Raw genomic sequence first — 18,064 nt, forward strand, 5'->3', positions numbered from 1 at the left:
AAACTATGAACACTGTCATAAATTTTGCAAATTCATCAGATAATACATTCGAGATTGCCCGACTTATATTTGAAACAGACAATATAATCCCTTTTATTTTTGGAGAAAGAACAGTTGCCATTCCAAAAATTAAAGACCTTGTTGAGAGAACAGATAATGTGTTTTCATTTCAAAATGTCCTGGTTTACAAAAGTAGCGAAGACGAAATCAAAGGATTACTTCTGTTTTATGCTCCCAAGAATTTAGATAAAAAATTAGAAAATCAAGCATTCACTAAGGTGTTCTCCACTAGAGAGCTTATCGTACTTTGGTTTAAATCTCTTTTTTTAAAATCAATCAATGATAAATCAGCAATTGATGGAATTTATATACAAAACATTTCTGTTGATTCATCTTCACGAGGTGAAGGTATTGGGACTAAATTGATGAATTATGTTGAGGAATATTCAATTAAGCAATCCATTAATTCATTATGGTTAGATGTTGCTTTTGATAACCCTAAAGCTAAAAAATTATATGAAAGACAAGGCTTTATCGAAATATCACGTCATAAAATTATGTTTTCAAACAATGGATTCTATCGAATGAAGAAAACTATATAAAAAATAAAAAACATAATGTAAAACATAAATATATCCACCAATTCATAATTAGATATAATTAACTATTTGTCAAATTTTCCAATTCCAAAGCCAAACATAGCAGCAACCAACCCAAGGTGAATTATCAAAACAGCCTTTTGCCAAGTTGGTCTGTCATTCCATTTTTGTTCTGGATTGAATGGGTCAAATGCCAGTCCAATACCAAGAGACGACGCTGCTTGCATATAATCTTTAGAAAAAAATGCTTGAAATAATCCTAAAAGTAAAAAACCAATGTAGAGGAATTTGTTAAATGATGTTTTCATTGAGATGTCGTTTAATTTATCCCAAAATTAAAAGTCAATATTTGATAAGAATTGTACTTTTAAGACACTACTTAATTTCCCAAATAATTTTATCTCCATCCACTTTACTTGCTGACTTAAAAAAGTCTTTAGGGTTGTGATTTGTAATTTTTCGAAACTCCTTAATTAAATAAGACTGGTCATAATAACCTTCTTCATAGGTTATTTCTGTCAAATTCTTTAATTGTGTATTATTCAATTTGTTGGTCAATGAGCTTCTAAATCTACAAATTCTACGATAATCCACAGGACTACAACCCATATGTTTTTGGAAATGTCTTTGAAAAGTTTTTAGATTTAGTCCCACCTTGATTGCAATATCAGAAATAGAAATTTGCTCATTACTATTTTCTAATAATGTCAACGAATTTTCAATATTGGATACTTCTTGATTGTCCCAAAATTGAGAAAGCAAAAATGACTCGATTATACTAATATCATCGTCACTTGAAAATAAACTTTCTCCCAAATGTCGCCAGACATCATTCTTTAATTCTTGGGAAAATTTAGGTGCCATTGAAAGATAATTATCCTTGAAAAATCGATTCAATCCTAGTGGTTTGAATACAATAGAAATTTCCTTTAATTGTCCTTTGTATTCAACAAATACGGGTGTAGTGTATTTTCCAAGTATTTCAATGTGTATTCCCACATCGGTGTTCTCCGAAATTTGAAGAGACCAATTTTGTCTATGAATAGATGCTCCCTTGAAAAATGAAAGTCCTGTATTGAAATGGGGAAATGCTACATAACTGAATGAGGTTTTAGACTTTCCTTCAAAAATATAGAAGCATTCAATATACTTTTTCAGAATTGGAGAAGATGGCGCTATTGTCTTTATCACAAAAGAGAGAGATTTGTCATAAAGTTAATTAAAGAAAAATCAAAAGATGCAGCACGCCTAACTCACTGATGGACAACAAAAAAGGCGACATTTCTGTCGCCTTGTGCACTCTTGCTCCCCTTTTCGACGAAAGATGCAACTATCATGCGATGATTGAGTTTTTTACTATTAAGAAATTAAAGGGTTGAACTTCGTGCAAATTTGCAGGTGGTTTAATTTCGAATCGAGATTCAAAAATTAGTGTATTTTTTGTCCAATGAATAAAAGAGCGTTTGTATGTGGAATGCATATGTGAATTTCACGCATACCATATTCTTGATTAAAGGGCTCTTTATATTTTAAACCCATCAACTTGTCTTTGATTGTAGACCACAAAGTATCAACATTGTCAACTTCCAAGAACAATTCCATTTCTCCAATTTCTTGTCCTGCTCTTAAAAGATGAATAGTTAGATTGTCTTTCTGACATACTACATAAACTTCGTTGTCCAAATCAATTGAAAAATCTAATGTATCTCTAAAGAAATTTGCTGTTTCTGTAAGATTCGTTGAAGGTATCATTGGACTTAGAAATAGTGCCTTATATGTCATTTGCATTGATTATTAATTTTCGAGAATATCAGAAAATCAAGGGCATAACCTCCCGCAATTTTAAATGAAGGACTTAATTACATCTCTGAAAATCAAGAAGAGAAATACAAGTACGCCCACAATAACTTCATTTCGGTACTTTTTAAGGAATTGAACTAGCTTATCCATAAAACATAAAAAAGGTTACACTATAAAAGTATAACCTTTTTATCATTATTGCTCCCTCTCCTGGGCTCGAACCAGGGACCCCATGATTAACAGTCATGTGCTCTAACCAACTGAGCTAAGAAGGAATTTTGTTCCTATTGGGACTGCAAAAATAGGGGGCTAAATCATTAAATGCAAGATAGCCCCCTGTTTTTTTTCAATTTATTTCTTGTCAGCGGCCTTTTCTGCTGCTTTCGGATCCTTTTTCTTTACTAAGTCTCCTTCTTTCAACTTCTTAGCTACTGTCGCGTATGGACCTGCGATGATCTCTTGACCGTCTTTCAAGCCAGATACGATTTCGATGTTTTCGAAATCAGAGATGCCTGTTTTCACTTGGATCATCTTCGCTTTGCCTTTTTCCATGACGAAAACGACTTCTTTGGTGTTTTCTTTGCGTTTTTTGGCCTCCAAAGCATCATTCGCATTCGTCGAATTCGTTCCATCCTCTTCTTTCTTCTCACCCTCTGCTACTGCACCTATTTCGCGCGTTGTCACAGACGATAAGGGAACCGTTAAGGTATTGTCCTTTCTGTTTGTCAAAATCTCCACAGACGCCGTCATTCCCGGCTTTAATGGATACGATAATTTACCCTTGATCAAGTCTGCATAAGAAGAACGCAGAACGCGAATCTTTACTTCAAATTCCGTCACCGCATCATTTGAAACTGCAGAAGCCGTTCCACTTGAATTCGCTGAACTCGCAATCTCATAAACAACCCCCTTGAACTTGCGCTCGCTAGAAGAGAAGGCATCCACATCAATTAACACCGTATCACCGATGCTCACACGTGTGATGTCATTTTCGTTTACATTCACGCGTACTTCCATTTTATTCAGGTTCGCGATACGCAACATTTCAGTACCCGCCATCTGCGAAGTTCCTACGACACGCTCACCTAATTCAACGTTCAACTTCGAGATGATACCGCTTTGAGGTGCATAAATCGTCGTTTTCGTTAAGTTTGTTTTCGCTTCTTTCAAAGTCGCCTGAGACGATTTCACGTTATAGTTAGCTGCGTTCACATTTGCTTTTGCTGCTTCTAAATCTTGTTTAGCTACGGTATAAGCCGAGACAAATTGGTCAAAATCCGCATCAGAAATCACCTTGTCCTTGTGCAATTTCGCGTTACGATCGTAGTCGATTTTCGCTTTCGAAAGACGTGCTTCGCTTTGGGCTAATACCGCCTTGCTTTGCTCCATGTTTGCTTTCGTCGCATTCATTTGCGCTTCCGCTCGTGCTAAAAGAGATACGTAGTTATCTGGACGAATCTTTAATAATTCCTGACCAGCTACCACTGAATCGCCTTCCGCCACGTTCAAGGAAACAATTTCCCCAGAAACATCCGGTGATAATTTCACCTCTACCTCTGGTTGGATCTTTCCAGACGCGGAAACCTTTTCAATGATCGTCGAACGAGATGCCTTCGCGAATTCTACTTCCGTAGGCTCGACCTTGCCGATCCACTCCATTTTTTTGGCTAGAAATAATCCACCAAAAATTAATACCACCGCGCCTCCGATGATCATCCAAGTCCGCTTACTGTTGTTGTTTGTTGCCATAATTATAGTCGCGGCTTCGCCGCTCGTTAGTCGTCACTTCGTGACTTAGTCGCGACTGCGTCGCTAAGTCGTCCTTCGGACTTAGTCATTGCTTCGCAAACTAGTCGCCGCGCTGCGGCTTAGTCATTGCTACGCAATTTAGTAGACTTCGTCTTAGTCTCTGTGACTTTATTTATTGTTTAAAATTCATTCTTTTTGTCGCGACTGCGTCGCTTAGTCGTCCTGCGGACTTAGTCGTTGCTTCGCAACTTAGTCGACTTCGTGACTTAGTCAATGGGTCACTTTTAGACTCTTTGACTAGGCGACATAGTCGCGACTAAGTCCGTAGGACGACTTCACATTTCAAAAGCTTCGCTTTTAAAATGTGAGCGCTTTCCCCTGATAAAAATCTAAAATCTTCGTTCTAAACACGAAGTCATATTTCGATTGAATCAAGCTCAAGCGCGCTTTATCTAAATTCGTTTTTTGTAAGTTATAACTCACGAAGTCGATGGTTCCAGCTCCGAAACGGCTCTCAGCCGCGCGGAAGGATTCTTCTAAAGCAGATACCTGTGAAAGGCCTGCCTCGTATTTCATCGCTGCGTTATTTAAGTTCACGTAAGCTTGCTCGATGTTTTGGCGCAAGTTTTGGCGTGCTTTTGCTGCTTCTATAGACGCGTTCTCACGTTGTAAACCTGCTTGAGCAATTCTTGTTTTAGCTGCAAAACGCGTAAAGATAGGAATGTTTAAGCCTAAGGAAAGCACCTTGTTTTGGGTGTTATTTAGCTGATCAAAATAACCCATCGTTAACGCATTCGACTGGTTAGCCGACATGCTCGCGCTAAATGATAGGGTAGGTAGTGTCCCTGCTTTCGCAACCGAAATGCCTTTTAATGCACTCTGAACGCGCAAGTCAGCCGCTTTAACGAGGGGTTGAATGGCTAGGGCTTTGGCATATAAATCCTCAATTCCCGTATCATAGCCACTTGAACTAGGCGCAGGAACCTGAATGCGCTGTAATTCGATCGCCGAGATGCTCGAATCATTCAACAATTGAAGTAAAGTCAGTTTATTTAGGTCCAAAGAACTCTGGAAATTCACCACATTCGACTCTTCACTCGCTAATTGCGCCTTCAAATCCAATAGGTTGGATGGGGCTAAAGAGCCCGCATTCACTAATTTTTCGGTGCGTGTGATCTGTAATTTTGTGATCTCTGTTTGCGTCTTTGCAATGCTTAATTGATCCTCTGAATTCAGAATGGCTAAATACGAAAGCACGACTTGAAGCGAAATATTTTCCTTGATGGATGCTAAATCTTCTTGCGATGCCTTTAAGTTATAATCGTTCTGCAGAACCGTGTTACGGATTTGGCCCCCATTAAAAAGAAGCATTCCCGCGTTTAAACCTAAGTTATTATAATTGATATTTCGCGAATCGTAACCGTTCGTGAAGGGGTTAATACTCCGGCCAAAACTCGCCGACTGATTAATATTCGCACTTAAATTAGGCAGCGCGTTGTTCTTAGACTGCTGAAATTGCAATTGTGCATTGCGCAAACTCACCTCGTACGACTTCACGTTTAGGTTATGTTGCAACGCGATTTCCACCGCCTTTGTAAGCGATAGCTGCACCGTATTTGCGTTTGCCTGAATCGCCGAAGCGCTCTGAGCATTCACCTGCATTCCGCTAACGAAAAGTAGGGAGGTAAGACTAACTATTTTTAAGTACATAGGTCGACAATAAAATAATGTATGCAAAGGTAAACATTCCCCGGAAAGCCCCTCCTGATTTTAGGATAAACGGCAAGGGTTCAGGATAAAATCGCCGTTTAAGGTATTACTTGAAATTTTTCTTTGGCCACTTTTCGGGAGAACGCATTAAAATGCCACCACTCATATTCGATGGGCATAAAACCGGCCTGGGTCATCGCTTTACGTAGGATGAGGCGATTTGCCAAAGCCTTAGCCGATAATTTCCCTGCTTTTAACAGCCTCGCTTCCTCTTTCGGATAGGCCATTTCGCCAAAAAAATCATATTTCGTCCCCATCTCCAGCGGCTTTCCTTTCTCATCCGCCACTGTTAAATCGATCGCGCTTCCATAATTATGAATCGAATGCTCTTTCGGATCAGCCACATACGTACGACGCTTTTCAGGCGTAAACTGGGTTAATGTATTCCAAAGTTCCCACTGCTTCGAAAGCGGTCTCGCCGCATCATAAATCAACAAATGATAACCAGGATGCGCTTTTTCCAAATTCTCCTGCGCCTTCTTCAGCATCGCCACCGTCTCTTTTTGCAAATACGCGTGCGTCAAACAACCGTACACGTCCTTGCCCATAAAATTATCAGTTGTCGCATATTTTAATTCCACTAACACGCCCGGAACCTGTGCGGTGACCTCTTGAAGGCCCTGCTTTTGCATGGAAAGCTCGGCAGCGCAAGTCGTTTTTTGTGCTTTTAGTGATAGGCTAAGTAGTAGGATAATTCCTGCTTTAGCGAAATGTCTCTTCATTTTGACGGAATTTTCCCTAAATTTAATCGTTTTTTACCTCTGTTAACCTATGGCTTTAAATTGGATTTGGTTTTTGTTCTTCGGTGTCGCATTCGTCGTCGCCCTCATTCAATTCATTTTCTTCGGCAACGCCGACATCTTTAAAGTCCTAGTAGACGGCATGTTTGACTCCGCCGAAGTCGCGGTCATGAAAGTCGCACTTCCGCTAACCGGGGTGATGGCCTTCTTCATGGGCATCTTACAAGTAGGGGAGAAGGCTGGCGCGATCCACTTTTTAGCCCGCAAAATTCAACCCTTCTTCTCGCGTCTTTTCCCAGAAGTACCAAAAGACCACCCCGTTCACGGCCAAATGATCATGAACTTCTCCGCGAACCTGTTAGGTCTAGACAATGCAGCGACACCTTTTGGCCTAAAAGCAATGCAAGGTTTGCAGGACATCAATCCAGAAAAAGAAACCGCCTCAAACGCCCAAATCATGTTCCTCGTGCTCCACAGCGCCGGACCCGTTTTAATACCTCTTTCCATTATGGCACAGCGTGCCATTTATGGCGCACAAGATGCCTCTGACGTCTTTATTCCCTGCCTAATGGCCACCTATGCAGCTACCATAACGGGTTTAATCTTCGTCTCGATCAAGCAAAAAATTCGTCTTTTCGACCCGGTTCTTTTTGGCTGGCTTTTCAGCATCACCGCCATTTTAGCGGGTATATTATGGTACTTCAGCAGCCTCCCAAAAGAGCAAATCGACATCCAGTCCAAACTCTTCAGCAACGGCATCCTTTTCGCCCTCATTTTCTCCTTCATCGCCGCGGCCTTTTATAAGAAAGTAGATATTTTCGGAACCTTCGTCGAAGGCGCCAAAGGTGGCTTCGAAACCTCCGTCCGCATCATTCCCTACCTCGTAGGAATGCTCGTAGCCATTTCTTGCCTTCGTAATTCCGGTGTTTTAGATTTCATCGTAGACGGTATGAAATTCGCCGTTAACAGCTTCGGCATCGACAACCGATTCACAGACGCGATGCCTACCGCCCTTTTACACCCAGTCTCAGGTAGCGGTTCCCGCGCCATGATGATCGACACGATGAAAACCTTCGGCCCAGACTCCTTCGCTGGCCGCCTATCTTGCGTCTTCCAGGGCTCCGCAGAAACCGTACTTTTCGTCATCGCCCTTTACTACGGCTCCGTTCAAGTGCGCAATATTCGCTACACGTTGTGGGCGGGCTTGGCGGCTGATTTGGTGGGGATCCTGACAGCCATTTTTGTGAGCTATCTTTTCTTCGGGTAATCCCAAATTAAAGCATAGAGCATAAAGAATAGAGAATAGAGGTGGAATAACCTTTGGTTATACGTATTTGAAATGTCTTTTATCGCTGAAACCATCAAAATGGGCGAAGCCCTATTTTGATACAACCATTATTCTTTATGCTTTATTCTTTGTGCTTTGTGCTTTAAAACGATTCTTTATGCTTTAATAATATCAATAAGCTGTTAGTTTCGCTTAAATAATTTACCTAACCTTGTCATCAAATAACCACTATGATGACAGAAAATCCAGCCCTTACTAAGTCTTTTGAATTCTCCTTAAAAATGGTCGCGCTATGTCGTAAACTGATTTATGAGAACAAAGAATTCGTATTAGGAAAACAATTGTTACGATGTTCAACCTCCATTGGTGCTAATTTAGAAGAAGCCATGGGAGGTTTTTCGCGCAATGATTTCAAATACAAAATCTCTCTTTCTTATAAAGAAGCGCGGGAAACACATTACTGGATAAGACTCCTAATGCGCTCGCAAATAATCAATGAAGCAGACGGAAATGCCGGCTTAAAAGATCTAGAAGAGTTGTTGAAAATACTGACGGCGACGTTGAAAACTCTTAATAAAGCATAAAGAATAGAGCACAAAGAATAAAGTAGGCATACCCTTTGGGTATACGTTTTTGAAATGTTTTTTACCTCTGAAACCATCAAAATTGGCTTTGCCAATTTTGAACCATCTTTATTCTTTGTGCTTTATGCTTTAAATCTGTGCTTTATTCTTTAAAACTATTTATCTGCTAATGCCGCAACAAGTTCAAACCCAAGACTCTCAATCTTAAGCCTCACCTCGTGCTTATTCTTCAGCCCGACGATCTTCGCGGTTTGGCCGGTTAGTGGGCCAGATTCGATGGTGATGTAGTCGCCGATCTTTGCGGTGGTGCCGATGGTTTCGACTTCGAGGTGGTCAGATAAGAATTGTTTGATGGCTAGGATTTCGTCGTCTTGGATGACGGCGGGTTTGTGGAGCCAGTAGACGAAGTTAACGACTCCGAAGGTGCGGCGGACGAGGCCACTTTGCTTTTCGAGGTCGATGTTAACGAAGACGTAGGAGCGGAAGAGGACTTCTTCGACCCATTTTTTGCGGTCAGACCATTGTTTTTTGCGCTTCGTAGTAGGGCAATAGGCTTCGATGCCAAGCTCATGAAGGCGCAAGGAGACTTTCTTCTCCATTCTGGATTTCGTGTAAATCGCGTACCAAGCCATGCTTATAATCGGGCGTCAGCCAGGTCTTTTGAGAGAATGGATTTGATATCGAAGATGACCCCGTTTTCGGCGCGCAAAGAGGCGAAAGGGAGGTCTAAGAATTCGTTGTGGGCTACGGTCAAAACAATCGCCTGGTATTGATCAGCTAGTTTTGTAACTAGGTCGATGCCGTGTTCGTGTTTCACTTCGGCGGCATTTGCCCATGGGTCGTAGACGTCTACGTCCATCCCAAAATCAACGAGTTCTTTGTAGATATCCACGACGCGTGAGTTGCGGATGTCCGGGCAGTTTTCTTTGAAGGTGATGCCAAGCATGAGGGTTTTGGCGCCGCCTATTTTTTGGCCTTTATTAATCAACAATTTGACCAATTTATTCGCTACGAAAATACCCATGTTATCGTTCACACGGCGACCAGAAAGGATCACCTGTGGGTAATAGCCTAAGCTTTCGGACTTGTGCAATAAATAATAGGGGTCCACTCCGATGCAATGGCCGCCCACTAAGCCGGGTTTGAAATTCAGGAAGTTCCACTTCGTTCCGGCCGCTTCTAACACTTCCGTCGTGTCGATGCCCATGCGATCGAAGATCAAGGCTAGCTCGTTTACGAAGGAGATATTGACGTCGCGTTGGGCGTTTTCGATGGCTTTGCTAGCTTCCGCCACTTTCATCGAAGGCGCTTTGTGCGTGCCGGCGGTGATGATAGAACGGTATAATTGGTCGACTTTTTCGGCGATTTCAGGTGTGGAGCCGGAGGTAACTTTCTTGATTTTGGTCAACGTATTTACCTTGTCGCCTGGATTAATTCGTTCTGGCGAGTAGCCACAGAAGAAGTCTTCGTTGAATTTTAGTCCAGAGAATTTCTCCAAAACAGGAACACAATCTTCCTCCGTACAACCCGGATAAACCGTGGATTCGTAAATGACTAAATCCCCTTTTTTCAAGGCTTTTCCAATCATTTCCGAAGCCTTCAAAAGGGGACTTAAGTCCGGTTTTTTGAAGTGATCAATGGGAGTGGGAACTGTTACTATAAAAGTATTGCAGGCTGCTAAATCAGCCGCGTTCGATGAAAAGCTCAAAGAAACCGATGCTTTTAATTGCTCCGGCTTTACTTCCTGCGTGCGATCAAAACCGGTGTTTAATTCCGCAATGCGGCTGGTGTCGATGTCGAAACCGAGCGTAGGAATTTTCTTGCCAAACTCCACCGCCAGCGGAAAACCCACATATCCTAAGCCTATAATGGCAATCCGTGTACTCATCTTATTTCGTCGAGAATAATTTTACGTCCGCCTGAACCATGTCTTTTACTAGCGCGGCTAAATCGTATTTAAGGGTCCAGCCTAGTTTTTCTTTGGCCTTCGTAGGATCACCTATTAGTAATTCTACCTCTGTCGGACGGAAATAGCGCGGGTCGATGGCGATGACTTCTTGTCCCTCCGGCACTTGATAGGCTGGATTCGAGCAAGAAACCACGGTTCCTTTTTCGTTCACGCCTTCGCCTGAGAACGCCACTTCGATACCTAATTCAGCAAACGACATGCGGATAAATTCGCGCACCGTCGTCGTAATTCCAGTCGCGATCACATAATCTTCTGGCGTATCTTGTTGTAAAATCAGCCACATCGCCTCAATATAATCTTTCGCGTGGCCCCAGTCGCGTTTTGCGTCCAGGTTACCTAGGTGGATCTTTTTCTCTTGCCCTAAAGCTATCTGTGCCACACCTCTCGTGATTTTACGCGTCACGAAAGTCTCACCGCGAAGCGGGGATTCGTGGTTAAATAAAATACCGTTTACGGCAAACATCCCGTAGGCTTCGCGGTAATTCACCGTGATCCAGTAGCCGTATAATTTAGCGACGGCGTAAGGTGAGCGGGGATAAAAAGGGGTTGTTTCAGATTGCGGAACTTCCTGTACGAGGCCGTAAAGTTCCGAAGTGGACGCTTGGTATACTTTGGTCTTTTTCACCAAACCAAGCAAGCGGATAGCCTCTAAAATACGCAAGGTTCCAATACCGTCTACCTGCGCCGTATATTCTGGTTCGTCGAAAGAAACTTTCACGTGGGACATCGCCCCAAGGTTGTAAATTTCGTCCGGTTGTACTTCTTGAATGATGCGAATGATGTTCGTCGAATCACTTAAATCGCCATAGTGCAAGATAAAAGAGGCGGAATCCACGTGCGGATCTTGGTACAAATGATCAATGCGATCCGTGTTAATCAAAGAGCTTCTGCGCTTGATTCCGTGTACAATGTATCCTTTATTTAAAAGAAATTCCGCTAAATAAGCGCCATCTTGTCCTGTTACGCCCGTAATGAGAGCTACCTTTTTTCCTGTCGACATACGATTCATTAAGAAGTCAAAATTACGCAAAAAACGGGCCTAACGCAATTTATTCATACAAGGCTAAAATGGCCTTCTCGTGTTTCGCGTAAATTGACTTGCGTTTTAATTTCAACGTAGGGGTGATTTCTCCGTCCGCTACGGTGAATAAGCGTGGCAATAGAACGAATTTTTTCACCTGTTCGTATTTCGCGACAGAACCCATCGTGTCTAAAACTTCTTCTTCTATTTTAGCGATGATCTCCTTGTTTGTAATTAGTGCCTCTGGACCTTTGGCCTTAATTCCTTGTTGATCTGCCCAAACTTGCAAGGCATTAAACTCGGGGATAATCAGCGCCGATGGGAACTTTTGGCCTTCGCCCACCACCATGCATTGCTCAATAAAGGCCGATTCTTTTAACTTATTTTCCACTAATTGTGGTGCAACGTATTTACCGCCTGAGGTTTTGAAGATCTCTTTCTTGCGATCCGTAATCTTCAAATACTTCCCGTCTACCATCATCCCGATGTCACCGGTGTGGAACCAACCGTCCTTATCAATCGCCTCAGCCGTAGCCTCCGGATTTCTATAATAACCCACCATCACTGAATCTCCCTTCACACAAATTTCTCCGTCCTCCGCAATCTTCAATTCAATCGAATCAACTAGCGATCCCACGCAACCTACTTTGAAATCAACTGGCTTCACACGTGAAACCGAAATCACCGGAGAGGTTTCGGTTAATCCATAGCCTTCCGAAACCGGAATGCCGGCCGCCCAAAAAACGCGGGAAAGACGAGGTTGTAAAGCAGCGGAACCTGATGCGATCAAACGAACATTTCCACCCAATGCTTCTTTCCATTTACTAAAAATCACTTTGCGGTAGAAGCTTAATTTTAATGAATCGATGAATCCCAACTTCTCCATCGGATCGTATTTTAAACCAAAATCCAATGCGCCAAAGAAAAGTGCACGTTTTATGCCGGTAAGCTCATTTCCTTTGGCCAAAATCTTATCATATACTTTCTCCAATAAACGTGGCACCGTCGCAAACATCGCCGGCTTCACCTCTCTAATATTATCCGCGATGGTCTCCATGCTCTCCGCATAATAGACCGAAACGCCATAGTACATGTACATATAAATGTCCGTGCGCTCATAAATGTGGCACAGCGGCAAGAAACTTAACGCACGATCTGAGGGCAACAAATCAAAGAAATTTCCGCGCACTAAGGATTTCACATTACTCACAATATTGTGGTGCGTTAACATCACGCCTTTCGGACGACCCGTCGTTCCAGAGGTATAAATCAAAGTCAATAAATCACTCGGCTGCACCGCATCCATCAAAGGCTTCAATTTAGCTGGATCTTTTCCTTCCCCTAAATCCTTCACCGCCGTCCAACGTTCCACATCCGCCACCGGATCAAACGTATAAATGCCCTTAATCTTCTTATTGTCTTTCGATGCTGCCTTTACTTTCAAGTACAATTCTTCATTTTCACAGAAGACAAACTTCACTTCAGCATCTTTAAAAATATAGTCGTAATCTTCAATTGTAATCGTAGGATACATGGGAACGGTCACACCACCAATCATTTGAACGGCAAAATCAACAAAGTTCCATGCGGGACGATTCCCTGAAATGATGGCTACTTTTTCACCTGGCTTAATTTTAAGCTCTAATAACCCCAAAGCCAATGTTTGAATGGTCTCCAAAGTTTCGTCTACCGAATACTTCTTCCATTCGCCATCTCTCTTCAGATTAAATAGGTCTTCTTTCTTGAAGCTGGCATAAGCTTGTAATAAATCAAATACGCGTGTGAATTGTTGATGAACCATAAAAGGAAGGATTTTGAGAAAGCAATTTAGCCAAATAGTATTAAATAAAGTTCTTTTTGCATCTAAATTACTTATCCACAAGTTATCCACACACATAAATTAAAAAAAGAAAAGAATTTTTAAATCTCTTTTTTGTTTCTTCTTGTTGTTCTCTGTGGATAAGTGGATAAGTCAAAATCGTGTTTGTAAGTACTTGATATGACTACGTTTTGGAAAATCAAAAGCCAATATACCATTGTGGATAAGTGTCTAACAACTTGTGGATAACCTCGGACTTATCCACATAGGTGAGGTGAGCTCAAAAGTTATACACAGTTATGCACACAAATTGTGGATAGAATGTGGATAAAAAGGGCACTTATCCACAGTGCTAGGGGGTGTTTATCCACAAGTCGCTTAATTGGAAATTTGCCTTTAATTTGATCTTATTTTCAAAGTAATAGATAGCCTCTGACTTTTTCTTGGTCTTAAAATCGCCTATATCCCATTGACCATTCTCATTTTCATCCACGATTACCCGCAGTGTATAGATGCCTGGTTCCACGTTTTGGAAAGAGCAAATTCCGGTAGACTTCTGCTCGTAGGCCTTTTCTAGCTTTTCTCCTCTCAATAATTGGTAGATATAATGCCCAGGTTTGCGAATACCTCCTTCTATTATACCTGTTTCCTCTGGATCTAATCGCTTGATTACCTGCTTATATTCATTCGTAGAATCAGCCTCAGGACCCACGAAAGCGATTTTATCTAGCGCTAGTGTGAATTTCTCCCGCTTCGGTAAGAAAGCGCTTTTGATGGTTAAAATGTTCTGGAACTTATTCCAACTAAACGCTTCGTCCGGAAAAGTTAAGTCGTCGTCGTTTTCCGTTAAAATATGGACCTTTTTAGACACCCATTGTAAGACGGGTTTAGGGAAAATAATTAGGATGGAATCGGTCGAAACGATGAGAGAACCCGCTTTTGGGAATATATCGAAGCCCAAAGGAACGTTTGTTGCCTTTTCCTTCTTAGCCAATTCTCTGAATTTAGCCTTTAGTTTAAAATCAGTACTTCTGCCCACGGAATCTTCGAGCGCTGCTTCAATTCGCAAGGTGTCCGCTTTATTTAAACCACCTACGTAAATACGCAGGTTGCGGTCATTTTCAATTTGATAGAGCGGTTTTTCCTCAGATGAAAAGCGCAGATTAGCCGATTTTATACCCCGTGAAAACTCGTATAAAACCGTTTTCGCGGTCGTCGTAGTTTTCATTAATTTCAAGGGATCCTGGTTCTGCAGAGCGATTTTGAAATCTCGGGTTTCGTTTTTCTGTAGGTCGATGAAAGCCTCGGGGATAAAGTCTACTGATTCTTTTGCGGAATTATACAGTAAGTTATTATTCGCGTCATCAAAGGCCGCCATGTAGTATTTTCCGGCTGCCAAGTTCTCCAAAGTATAGGTTCCCGAGGTATCTGTTCTCACGAAATAATAAGGTTTCGCCTTATCGATACGCAAGCTGTCATTGTAGGGGTATAAGCCTACCGTGATATTATCAGCCTTTTTATTCGTCAGCAGGTGTTTTACTTTCCCTTGAATCTTCAAGGAATCGATGTTATTCGAGGTGCTGAAAACCAGTTTAATGTTTCTCCCTTTATTTCGCTCTGCGACATCTTCTACCGCATTTCTAAAGTTAAAAGTATAGGTCGTATTGTCTTTTAATGCGCTGTCTAATACCAACGTTAGCCCCGTAGGACGAATGCGCGTTTCGTAGTTTCCAATCGAAGGTGTGATTAACAGCTCTTGGTTCAGGCCTTTTACGGTCACGTATTCATTGAAGGTTAATTCAATCTTTTTGCCTTTGAAATTCTTGCTCTTATTTAGCGGAATCGAGTTGATCACCACTGGCGCTAACGTATCTTTTTTTCCACCCGGTGGTGAAGCCATTTGGGCACAGCTTTGCAGAAAAACCAAGCTGATTCCTATGCCTAGGAATATAAATAAAAGACTGAATTTCAGGTAATTACGCATGTTCAAATGTATATAGATTACTTGAATAATTCGGTTTGCCCAGCATCGCTCGTAGGTTAGAAATGAATCCAATTAAAAACGAATGAAGTAGGCGTTTATTACCTGTTTTGTATTCGTTGCTTAACAAAGAAATGTAAAAGCTATCGAAAATAAGCCCGCGGCTTTTCTGTAATTTAAAACCATACTTTGCAGCTAGTGCTGTAATAGTGGCTGGTGTGAAGTGGTAGATGTGTCGTGGAACATCGTAGGCAGCCCAGTATTCTTCGAAATAACCTGCATCAAAACTCGCCGGGTTAGGCAAGGCTAATAAAAGTTTCCCGTCTTTATTCAGTCGACTTTTGAAGAAGTTAAAATACTCATCTAATTCGTAGACGTGTTCCAAAACGTGCCACAAAGTGATTACTTGAAATTGTTTTTCTGGGGCGATTTCTGCTAAAGAGGGCGCGATACTAAGCCCCGTTAATTTAGCCGCTCTAGCCGCCGTTTCTGGGTCTAATTCCAAGCCATTGATGTTCCAGCCTTTCTCTTTAGCGGCAGCTAGAAAATGCCCGTTACCGCAACCGATATCTAGTAATTCTTTGTTGGCTTTTTTGTCCGGCGCAATCCAATTCAATTTTGATTGAAGTGTGAACTTGCGAACCGCATGGTATAACTTATTAACAATTCCCTCATTCGTATCACTATGGGAAATGTAGGCACTCGCATGGTAGTAAGGTCCAGCTTCGTTCGCGACTGGCCTCGGGTTTGTGTAGACCAAAGAACAAGCATCACAGCTAACGATATGGAATTGCTCGTTAGATACGGTATAATCTTTTGCCTTAAATTTTAAGGTCGAATTCGGAGATCCGCAAACGGGGCAGTTTTGTATATTTTCCATTAGCGTCCCATGAATAAAAGTAAGATGGAAATGTCAGAAGCTGAGACGCCCGAAATGCGACTTGCCTGACCGATAGTCTGAGGTAAAATCGATTTCAATTTTATGCGTGATTCAGTTGACAACGTTTTGATTTTATCGTAGTCAAAATTCGCCGGAATGCATAAGTCTTCCATCGAGCGCATTTTGTCCACCATCAATCTTTCCTTTTCGATATAGCTTTCGTATTTCACTAAAATCTCTACCTGCTCGCGCACTTCCTGTGAATAGTTTCTCACGATAGGCTCGATGCTTGGGTGTGTCGCAATTCTATCGAAAGACAAATCCGATCTTCTCAGTAAGTTCACGATAGGCGCACCCTCTTTCAACGAAGCGCTTCCCTCCTGCTCTAGCCAGTCGTTCACTTCTGTCGGTTTCACTTTCGTGTTTTTGATTTCTTCTGTCAAAGCCGCGACTTGCGCCTTCTTCTCTTGAAATCTATTCCATCGTTTTTCAGTTGCTAATCCTAATTGATATCCTTTTGCAGTTAAGCGTTCATCCGCATTGTCTTGTCTAAGCAAAGTTCTGAACTCAGCACGCGACGTGAACATGCGATACGGTTCGTCCGTTCCCTTGTTGATTAAATCGTCGATCAACACGCCGATATAGGCATCTGATCGAGACAAAGTAAACGGATCTAATTCGTGTGTTTTTTGGTGGGCATTAATGCCGGCGATTAAACCTTGGCATGCCGCTTCTTCGTAGCCAGTTGTCCCATTGATTTGGCCGGCGAAGAATAGTCCGCTTACCCGCTTTGTTTCCAATGTCGAAGTCAATTGGGTAGGCGGGAAATAATCGTATTCGATGGCATAACCCGGGCGGAACATCTTCGCTTTTTCAAATCCAGGGATTAAGCGAATCGCCTCGAATTGGATGTCCTCAGGAAGCGATGTTGAAAATCCGTTGACATAAATTTCCACTGTGCTCCACCCTTCCGGTTCTACGAAAATTTGGTGTGAATCTTTATCTGCAAAGCGGTTGATCTTATCTTCTACGGAGGGACAGTAACGTGGGCCTAAACCTTTAATTCTTCCAGCGAACATAGGTGAACGATCGAAACCCTTTCGCAAGACTTCGTGCACCTTTGTGTTTGTGTGTGTAATCCAGCAAGAGCGCTGCTCCGTTAGTGGCGTTTCAGTTAAGTATGAAAAAGAGCTTGGATTTTCATCCCCCTTTTGTTCTTCCATTGCGGCGAAGTCTAAGCTTCTTCCGTCGACACGCGGCGGAGTTCCCGTCTTCATTCTACCGGATTCGAAACCTAGTTGAATTAATTGTTCTGTTAAGCCGATGGCCATCGGTTCAGCCATACGACCCCCCCCAAAATTCTTCTCCCCTATATGGATCAATCCATTTAAGAAAGTACCATTTGTTAGTACCACAGCTCGTGCTGTAAAAGTCATGCCCATACGGGTGATAACCCCTTTTACTTCGCCTTTTTCAACGATTAATTGTTGAACAGAATCTTGCCAAAAATCTACATTCAAATTTCCTTCCAGCGCATTTCTCCATTCCTCTGCAAAACGCATACGATCCGATTGACAACGTGGCGACCACATCGCCGGACCTTTTGATCGGTTTAGCATCCGGAATTGAATCATGGTCTTATCCGAAATGATCCCAGACATTCCGCCTAATGCATCGATCTCTCTTACGATTTGACCTTTAGCCACGCCACCCATCGCTGGGTTGCAGGACATCTGGGCAATCGTCTGCATATTCATGGTCACTAACAAAACACGTGATCCCATTTGTGCTGCCGCATAAGCTGCTTCACATCCGGCGTGTCCCGCTCCCACCACAATTACATCGTATGAATTTAGCATATCAT

The 18,064-nt window shown here is 42.1% G+C and carries 16 protein-coding genes and 1 tRNA gene; 3 read left to right on the plus strand and 14 right to left on the minus strand.

Features of this window, described 5'->3' with window-relative positions:
* The first annotated feature begins 5 nt into the window (after nt 1-5).
* Nucleotides 6-602, plus strand: a complete 597-nt coding sequence (locus V7S74_RS06405) for a GNAT family N-acetyltransferase (RefSeq protein WP_406777947.1) — start codon at nt 6-8, stop codon at nt 600-602.
* A 62-nt stretch (nt 603-664) separates the two neighbouring features.
* On the opposite strand, the gene V7S74_RS06410 is transcribed toward V7S74_RS06405, so the two are convergent.
* The 7 genes from V7S74_RS06410 to V7S74_RS06440 form a co-directional block, all read right to left on the minus strand.
* Nucleotides 665-907 carry a hypothetical protein gene (locus V7S74_RS06410; protein WP_406777948.1) on the minus strand — a complete coding sequence of 81 codons (243 nt, stop codon included), beginning with the start codon at nt 905-907 and terminating at the stop codon, nt 665-667.
* A 67-nt stretch (nt 908-974) separates the two neighbouring features.
* Nucleotides 975-1,790 carry a helix-turn-helix domain-containing protein gene (locus tag V7S74_RS06415; protein WP_406777949.1) on the minus strand — a complete coding sequence of 272 codons (816 nt, stop codon included), beginning with the start codon at nt 1,788-1,790 and terminating at the stop codon, nt 975-977.
* A 237-nt stretch (nt 1,791-2,027) separates the two neighbouring features.
* The gene (locus tag V7S74_RS06420; RefSeq protein WP_406777950.1) at nt 2,028-2,381 is read right to left on the minus strand and encodes a VOC family protein; all 354 of its coding nucleotides are present in this window, start codon (nt 2,379-2,381) and stop codon (nt 2,028-2,030) included.
* A gap of 219 nt (nt 2,382-2,600) precedes the next feature.
* Nucleotides 2,601-2,674, minus strand: a tRNA-Asn gene (locus tag V7S74_RS06425).
* 76 nt (nt 2,675-2,750) lie between these two features.
* The gene (locus V7S74_RS06430; protein WP_406777951.1) at nt 2,751-4,148 is read right to left on the minus strand and encodes an efflux RND transporter periplasmic adaptor subunit; all 1,398 of its coding nucleotides are present in this window, start codon (nt 4,146-4,148) and stop codon (nt 2,751-2,753) included.
* 357 nt (nt 4,149-4,505) lie between these two features.
* On the minus strand, nt 4,506-5,858 hold the full coding sequence (locus V7S74_RS06435; RefSeq protein WP_406777952.1) for a TolC family protein: 1,353 nt from the start codon (nt 5,856-5,858) through the stop codon (nt 4,506-4,508).
* A 98-nt stretch (nt 5,859-5,956) separates the two neighbouring features.
* A complete protein-coding gene (locus V7S74_RS06440; protein WP_406777953.1) occupies nt 5,957-6,640 on the minus strand; it encodes a M15 family metallopeptidase in 684 nt (227 codons plus the stop codon).
* Between the two features lie 49 nt (nt 6,641-6,689).
* Here V7S74_RS06440 and V7S74_RS06445 point away from each other — a divergent pair, with 49 nt between their 5' ends.
* Entirely contained in the window at nt 6,690-7,925 is a 1,236-nt protein-coding gene (locus V7S74_RS06445) for a nucleoside recognition domain-containing protein (RefSeq protein WP_406777954.1), read from the plus strand.
* Nucleotides 7,926-8,176: 251 nt separating this feature from the next.
* Nucleotides 8,177-8,530, plus strand: coding sequence for a four helix bundle protein (locus tag V7S74_RS06450; protein ID WP_406777955.1), 354 nt, complete (start codon nt 8,177-8,179; stop codon nt 8,528-8,530).
* Between the two features lie 155 nt (nt 8,531-8,685).
* Here V7S74_RS06450 and V7S74_RS06455 read toward each other — a convergent pair whose 3' ends face one another.
* The 7 genes from V7S74_RS06455 to mnmG form a co-directional block, all read right to left on the minus strand.
* Nucleotides 8,686-9,162 (minus strand): UpxY family transcription antiterminator, encoded by a 477-nt coding sequence (locus tag V7S74_RS06455; protein WP_406777956.1) that lies wholly within the window; start codon nt 9,160-9,162, stop codon nt 8,686-8,688.
* Nucleotides 9,163-9,164: 2 nt separating this feature from the next.
* Nucleotides 9,165-10,418 carry a nucleotide sugar dehydrogenase gene (locus V7S74_RS06460; RefSeq protein ID WP_406777957.1) on the minus strand — a complete coding sequence of 418 codons (1,254 nt, stop codon included), beginning with the start codon at nt 10,416-10,418 and terminating at the stop codon, nt 9,165-9,167.
* A 1-nt stretch (nt 10,419) separates the two neighbouring features.
* Nucleotides 10,420-11,499: a GDP-mannose 4,6-dehydratase gene (gene gmd / locus V7S74_RS06465; protein ID WP_406777958.1), complete on the minus strand. Its 1,080-nt coding sequence runs from the start codon at nt 11,497-11,499 to the stop codon at nt 10,420-10,422.
* Nucleotides 11,500-11,548: 49 nt separating this feature from the next.
* A complete protein-coding gene (locus tag V7S74_RS06470; RefSeq protein WP_406777959.1) occupies nt 11,549-13,321 on the minus strand; it encodes an AMP-dependent synthetase/ligase in 1,773 nt (590 codons plus the stop codon).
* A gap of 370 nt (nt 13,322-13,691) precedes the next feature.
* Nucleotides 13,692-15,239, minus strand: coding sequence for an Ig-like domain-containing domain (locus tag V7S74_RS06475; protein WP_406777960.1), 1,548 nt, complete (start codon nt 15,237-15,239; stop codon nt 13,692-13,694).
* A 76-nt stretch (nt 15,240-15,315) separates the two neighbouring features.
* Nucleotides 15,316-16,200 (minus strand): class I SAM-dependent methyltransferase, encoded by an 885-nt coding sequence (locus V7S74_RS06480; protein ID WP_406777961.1) that lies wholly within the window; start codon nt 16,198-16,200, stop codon nt 15,316-15,318.
* Nucleotides 16,200-18,059 carry a tRNA uridine-5-carboxymethylaminomethyl(34) synthesis enzyme MnmG gene (gene mnmG, locus V7S74_RS06485; RefSeq protein ID WP_406777962.1) on the minus strand — a complete coding sequence of 620 codons (1,860 nt, stop codon included), beginning with the start codon at nt 18,057-18,059 and terminating at the stop codon, nt 16,200-16,202. Before mnmG ends, V7S74_RS06480 begins: the two co-directional genes overlap by 1 nt.
* Nucleotides 18,060-18,064: the final 5 nt, after the last annotated feature.

The sequence above is a fragment of the Aquirufa novilacunae genome, from assembly GCF_045310505.1.
Taxonomy (GTDB): Bacteria; Bacteroidota; Bacteroidia; order Cytophagales; family Spirosomataceae; genus Aquirufa; species Aquirufa novilacunae.